Consider the following 5,993-nt stretch of genomic DNA (forward strand, 5'->3'; position numbering starts at 1 on the left):
CCGCGGGCGACGCAATGGTCAAGTTCGAGTCGGCGTGACCTGCTGGGTACGTTCACTCGTACATGGCTGAGCACCTTCACCTGTACGCCGACACCTGTGGGCAGTCCGAGAGGATCTGGGCAAGCCTGCGGCGTTTCGCGCGGCCGCCGGCGACATCCACGACGACCTCGTGGATCCGGGCGACGTCCAAACCGAGTTCGACCTTCGAGACCAGCCGCACGATCAGGCCGACCGGGTCCACCAGGGCCTCGTCGATGGCCTCGGTCACCGGTCCACCGGGGCGATCCGAGCACGCTTGGGCCGCAGATCGCCGATGCTCTCAGCAGCTGTCCCGCCTGCGGCGGCCTTCTTCGGCCTCTGGGCGGCGCCGGCTGGGGCGACGGGTTCGATGAGGTCGTCCATCGTGCAGTCCAGGATGTCCAGCAGGGCCATCAGGATTTTCAGGCTGAGGCGCTCGGGGCGCTCGACGACGAGGCGGTAGACCTGGCTGGAGGACAGGTTGATGCCGCGCTGAGCCAGTGGCGGCAGGAGGTCGGTGGTGGAGAACATGCCGCGGTCCGCCATCAGGTGACGCAGGTGCCAGCGGTAGTCGAGCTTGGCGGCCATCATCGGTCCTTCCCGGTCGGCGCCTCGTCGAACGCCGGATTGAGTGCCTTGCTCAGAGCAGTGTTCATGAAGTCGTCGCTGACGTGGGTGTATACGGCGGTGGAGCTGTCGCACTCGTGGCCCACTTGCTGCTGGATAAAACGCCTATCTATACCGTTTTCGGTCAAATGTGTGACATATGAATGTCTGAGGGAATGGGGGACCAGAGCCTTGGGGAGCTTCAGGGCGTCGCGGTAGGCGACGAACCGGGCGTTGATCTCGGAGGGCTTGACCCGGCCACCGCGTTCAGTCACCCACAGGGCCGGGTGGTTCTCGCAGCCGAAGCGCGGGCGGACGTTCTCCACGTAGTCCCGGGCGGCGTCCACTGCCCAGTCCATGACCGACAGCACGTTCCGGCGCCGCGGCGGCTGTCCCCGTTTCGCCTTGCCGTAGCGCACGTTGAGCGTTCCGTACCGGCCGAACTGACGCGCCTTCGGATTGCGGCCGAAGTCGACCACGTCCAGCTTCGAGGTTTCCGTGCGCCGCAGGCCCCAGCCGTAGACGACCTTGAAGAGGGTGGCGTCCCGGTAGGCGGCCAGTGCACCCTTGCGCTTGGACCGCACCGCGCGGTCGACCTGGTCGTCGGCGTAGTCGAGGAACCGCTGCAGCTCGTCGCGGGTGAACGGCCGGGCCTCGGGGTCGCCCTCGTAGTCGTTGAGGTGGGCGATGGTGTTCCACTCGTGGCAGATCGCCACCGGGTGCGTGCCGAAGGCGTCCTCGCAGGCGGTCGCCCAGCCGTAACGTCCGTCGATGAGGAACTCGGTGAACTGCCGTACCTCGCCCTGGTAGCTGCGGATCGTGGACGGCGCCAGGTGCCTCTCGCCCGTCAGCGAGGCCGACCATTCGTCCATGTGGCCCGGCAACCACTCCCATGGGTACTCGTTGGTGAACTCGTGGAAGCGACGGATCAGCCGCTCGCGGCCGGCGATCGTGTCTTCCTTCAGGCCCCGCGACATCTGCTGGGCCCGCCATCCGCGCAGCATCGCCGCAACCATCGCGTCCTCCGGACGCAGCTGGATCACCCCGGAGAGCAGCTCCAGCTGAGCCGCTCCGGCCAGGGCCGCCGTTCGCTGTTGCACCACGCAGACCATCCCTTCTAGAGGGCAGATCCTGCATCAGATGGGATGAGCGTGGCAAACTACCTGATCAGACGGCTAGTTCGTAGTAGCCTTCGAGAGCATCAGAGCGTCGCTGTGAGCTGGTGACCCGCGACTTCTCGCCCGTCTGATGCAATTCCCGAGGGTTGATGTAGTGCATCGTCATCGACGGGGTCGCGTGCCCGGCATAGCGCATCAACACGTGGACGGGCAGGCCGAGTTCGGCGAGCCGAGTCAGTTTGGTGTGCCGGAAGCGGTGGGTGTGGCTCAGACCGACGGGCCGGCCCTTGCTGTCGGTGATCTTCACGACCTTGCTGAACTCGCGGAGCATCCAGGTGTAGGTCCCGGACGGGTAGGGCTTGTCGCCCTGTCGGTTGCCGGTCCGCTGCAGGAACAGGTGGCGCGGGGTGATGCCCGGGAAGTGCCGGCGGACCCACTGCCGCTGTTCCTCGATGACCGCGACGACCTCGCGGTCGACGAGGATGTTGTCCGGAGCGATGTCGATTTTGCTCTGTGCGTAGTGGAAGCGGGCGATCTGTTCGCCCTCGGCGGCATCGACCGCCCGGTCGGGGACCGGGGAAAGGCAGTCGAACCTGCAGGTGCGGATCTCGCTGGACCGGCGGCCGGTGAGGATCTGCAGCAGGATCATGCGCATGGCCTGCGGGTCGTCGAAGCCGCGGGCGGTGACCTGCTGCCCGTCCCCGCGGGTGATGGCAATCTGCTCGTCGCGGCCGAGCCCGAGCAGCGGCAGGGCGTGCGGGATCTGGGCCCAGTCCTCCACGGAAATCACCCTCTCCTCCTGACCCTCAATGAAGGTCAGGATGATCAGACGATCGCGAGGTGGGTCACCGTTGATCCGCCGTTCAGCGGTCAGTTTTCACCCGTCGTCGAGAGGCGGACCTTCCCTTCGATCGTGTGCTGTCGTGCGGCGTGTCGGGATGTGCCTAGGCAATGGGGGACAGCCTGCTGCCGACAGCGAGTCCGGCGAGGTCGGCGGACTCGTGCCCTTCAGCAGATGGGGGTGTGGTGGTAGTTCCCGATACGCGCGGGCCGGTGCCGGACAGGGAAGCCGTGGTGGCCCGGTTGATGGACCTGGACAGCCAGGGCGAGCTGACCACGGCTCATGTGCCACTGGTCGCCTCTTCTCTCGGGGTGACCACGAGGGCGGTGTGGTACTGGGTTGCTGCGGCACGCCGCGAGGGCCGCCTCGTACCACGCTCTCGTGCGCGGCTGACCGTCACACCGGAGATCCGGCGTCTGCTGGCGTTGTGGGGAGGCAACGTCTCGGCTGTCCACCGCGAACTGCTGTCCCGCGCAGCGAACGACCCCAGTGCAGGGCCGGTGCTGTCGCTGTCGGCTCTGCACCGCGCGGTGGTACGGGATCTGTCGGTGGGGGAGCGGGCGGGTCTGCGGGGCGGTGAGGCGGCCCGGCGGGCGTATGACGTGTTCGGGAAGCGGCCTGCGCGGTCGAGGGTGGTGGAGAGGGGCTGGGCTGGCGGTGCCGGCGAGGCGGTGGTGGGCGAGGTCGGTGGTCTGGCGGGCCTGTTCCAGGGCCTGCCCCGGCGCAGTGGTGCAGGGTGCGAATGCTGTTGTGGCGGGTCCAGCGCAGCCACATCGCGCCGCGCACCAGTGGGAAGTCGAGGATTGCCCGTTGTGATCAGCCCGCGTCCGGAGCGTTGGCCCGCTTCGCCAGCTCGTCAACCCCTTCTGACCAGCTGATCAGCACCTCCCGCTTGACGGGGGAAGCTCACTTGGCACTCTGGCCGGTTGGCCGGTCAGTTCCCAGTAGTGACGCACACGGAATACCCCGGACAGGCTTGCCGTTGCGGTCACTGCGACCGCCAGCCACAGAGCGGCGCCCGCCATGGCTAGTGCCCCAAAGACCTGGTCGGCTGCCGTAAGGCCCAAAACAAAGATCACCGCTGACGGAAAGAGCGACAGCACGACAGGCAATGCCATCCAGGTCGAACTGCGTGTGGTCTCCTCTCCATGGATTCTGAATGCCTGTCGGGAAGTCCGCATCGCCTCACGGACACCAGTGCCATCGATCATCATCGCCGGTAGCACTAGGTAGGAGGCCATCGCCCATGGGATCCCAATCAATAGCAGCGACCCAAAGAAGACCACCACCACACCGACCAGTGCCCACATCACGATCGCCGGAAGCCGCCGGGCCGCACGCCTATAGCTGGACCCGATCTCTATTTTCCGTCCCTGTAGCGCGTCATATGCCGCGACAATCACTACCGCATTGAGGAACGTGGCGAGGATCGATATAACGAGGATCGCGGTCACCCCCAGCGCGAGGTTTCCCACGATGGCCCCCGACCAGAGTCCCACCACCGCCATGACGAGTACTGCACCTGCACCGGCTAGCACCACGCCCGCGATCCCAGGCAGCAGCAGCAGTGCCTTATGCCCTCGTATCACTTGCACGGCCTGCCTCACCGGCCGTTTCGCACTCAACGATCCACTCCAAATGATCTCAACCCGGCGTGGGCAGTCACTCCCAGGGCCTCTCCTGCAGCTCCCAGCCCGCTTCCTCATCTTTGTCGTGCAGGAACCGCGGTTGGGAGACAGTCCGCAGCCCTACGTCGCTGATCGGCCATTCGTCGAACGCGTCACGCAGTAGCCTCAACAGAAACTCCGCCATCCCAAAGGGGTACGCCGACCAGGCCGCGTGAAAGCGCGAATAGACGGCCACTGGCCAGCAGTCCGGATTTTCGCCGGAAGTAATCCAGCAGAGGGAGTCCTGCTCCGTCCATCCCCAGAGAAGCATGTCCTCAAGGCGGTACAGGCCAGCTTGGGCTGGATCTCGCCAGCTGTCCGCGCTCCCGCTGGCCAGCATGCCAGCGGGAAGCGTCGATACCACGTTTCCGGCGAGTTCGGCAGTCGTGGTGGCAGGCGCTTGGACGTACAACGCCTGTTCAATCGAACCACTCCCGAACTCGGCCACGAATCGCTGGTAGTCGGAGGGGAGCCTCCGCCCGTACGCAGCCTCCACCGCATCCCAGTCGACGCTGTCTCCACGGGTGGGCCCGAAACACGACAGGAGCTCCATCAGCTCGAACATGACTTCCCTGCCATCCCCTGTGTAGCTGATCACGCTAGTACCTGAATTCTGTCGGCGCGTACTGCCCCATGTTGTGCCATTGCTGATCGTAGAGGCTGAACATCTCGTTGGGGACGTACTCATCGAAGGAGATTCCGGGTGCACCGCCCGGCTTGTAGCCCGTGGCCTTCATCTCGAACCCGATGGGCACCACCCTGTCCCCGTCGTACCTCGGAGTCACTTGGTAGTGCACCACCTGATGCTCCTTCTGCACCGCATACTTGACCTTCTTCTCCCAGGTGTCCATGTTGGCGACCCGATGCTCAGGCCCCCTCTTGTCCACCGCAAAGCTGTTGGCCGTGCGGGAGCAGGTGGCAATGTTCTCGTAGATGTCCCCGTCGCCTCCCAACGAACCAGCCAGCAGGTGACAGGCGTTTCGCCACTGAGTGGTGTGCATCGTGAAGTGGCAGGTCACGGGCCTGGTGTGATTCCGTGCCCCGGTGCTCGTGCTGGTCACGCGCGGCAGTCTGCCGTGTAGATCGTCGGGCAGGGAGGTCTTCGTGGGTTCTGGCCCGTTCCAGCCCGCGATGCTCCTACGCTCCCGGGCATGGTGGACCCCGAGGTACTGGAACGGATCGCCGCGCGCCGCGCGGAACTGGACGAGTTGGAAGAACAGCTGGTCAAGCAGTTGGACGAGGTGAAGGCCGAGCGGGACGAACTCGCGGTCGCCGAGAGGGTCCTGACGCGGATGAGCGAGCGGACAGCCGGGGAACGGGCTGCCGTCGCACCGGCGTCGGCGCAGGTCGGCGGGCGTGCGATGCTGCTGGTCCCGCACCGTGGCGACAGCGTTGACGAGACCGCGCTGCCCGACGACTACCGCCGGATCCTGGCGATCGTGCGAGCCGCCGGCGGTCCGGTGCAGGTGCGGGCAGTGGGCGAAGAGCTGGGCCTTCAGGTGGAGGTGCGCGGGAAGCTGGAGCCGCTGCGGGCGAAACTGGTCAGGCTCGCGGACCGCGGCTGGCTGCACAAACGCGGCGACGGGAAGTTCACCGCACGGCTGTAGCCGTCCGGGTCCTGCACGCCGCAGGGCGTAACCGGAGGGCTCCCGGCGGCAGTTGAGTTTGGTGTGAAGAAAAACAACGGTCTCGTCGAGGGCCCCGACGGTCTTGTCTACACCGCCCGCCTGCCGCTGTCGAGTG

The 5,993-nt window shown here is 66.0% G+C and carries 8 protein-coding genes; 1 reads left to right on the top strand and 7 read right to left on the bottom strand.

Going from position 1 to position 5,993, the window contains the following annotated elements; translation table 11 throughout:
- Positions 1-76: 76 nt before the first annotated feature.
- From AC0B61_RS36770 to AC0B61_RS36800, 7 genes are all read right to left on the bottom strand, one after another.
- Positions 77-268, bottom strand: a complete 192-nt coding sequence (locus AC0B61_RS36770; RefSeq protein ID WP_471746835.1) for a hypothetical protein — start codon at positions 266-268, stop codon at positions 77-79.
- Positions 265-606 (bottom strand): helix-turn-helix domain-containing protein, encoded by a 342-nt coding sequence (locus tag AC0B61_RS36775; protein ID WP_360507895.1) that lies wholly within the window; start codon positions 604-606, stop codon positions 265-267. Before AC0B61_RS36775 ends, AC0B61_RS36770 begins: the two co-directional genes overlap by 4 nt.
- Entirely contained in the window at positions 606-1,724 is a 1,119-nt protein-coding gene (locus tag AC0B61_RS36780; protein ID WP_471746847.1) for a tyrosine-type recombinase/integrase, read from the bottom strand. The genes AC0B61_RS36775 and AC0B61_RS36780 overlap by 1 nt, the downstream gene beginning before the upstream one ends.
- Positions 1,725-1,791: 67 nt before the next feature.
- Complete coding sequence (locus AC0B61_RS36785; RefSeq protein WP_471746837.1) at positions 1,792-2,532, bottom strand: tyrosine-type recombinase/integrase; 741 nt, start codon at positions 2,530-2,532, stop codon at positions 1,792-1,794.
- A 929-nt stretch (positions 2,533-3,461) separates the two neighbouring features.
- Entirely contained in the window at positions 3,462-4,091 is a 630-nt protein-coding gene (locus tag AC0B61_RS36790) for a hypothetical protein (protein ID WP_471746839.1), read from the bottom strand.
- Positions 4,092-4,245: 154 nt separating this feature from the next.
- Positions 4,246-4,848 carry a hypothetical protein gene (locus AC0B61_RS36795; protein ID WP_471746841.1) on the bottom strand — a complete coding sequence of 201 codons (603 nt, stop codon included), beginning with the start codon at positions 4,846-4,848 and terminating at the stop codon, positions 4,246-4,248.
- Between the two features lies 1 nt (position 4,849).
- Positions 4,850-5,311, bottom strand: coding sequence for a DNA/RNA non-specific endonuclease (locus AC0B61_RS36800; protein WP_471746843.1), 462 nt, complete (start codon positions 5,309-5,311; stop codon positions 4,850-4,852).
- Positions 5,312-5,401: 90 nt separating this feature from the next.
- On the opposite strand from AC0B61_RS36800, the gene AC0B61_RS36805 reads away from it, so the two are divergent.
- A complete protein-coding gene (locus AC0B61_RS36805) occupies positions 5,402-5,857 on the top strand; it encodes a hypothetical protein (protein ID WP_471746845.1) in 456 nt (151 codons plus the stop codon).
- The last annotated feature ends 136 nt before the right edge of the window (positions 5,858-5,993 follow it).

This window comes from Kitasatospora sp. NPDC023385, from assembly GCF_055664045.1.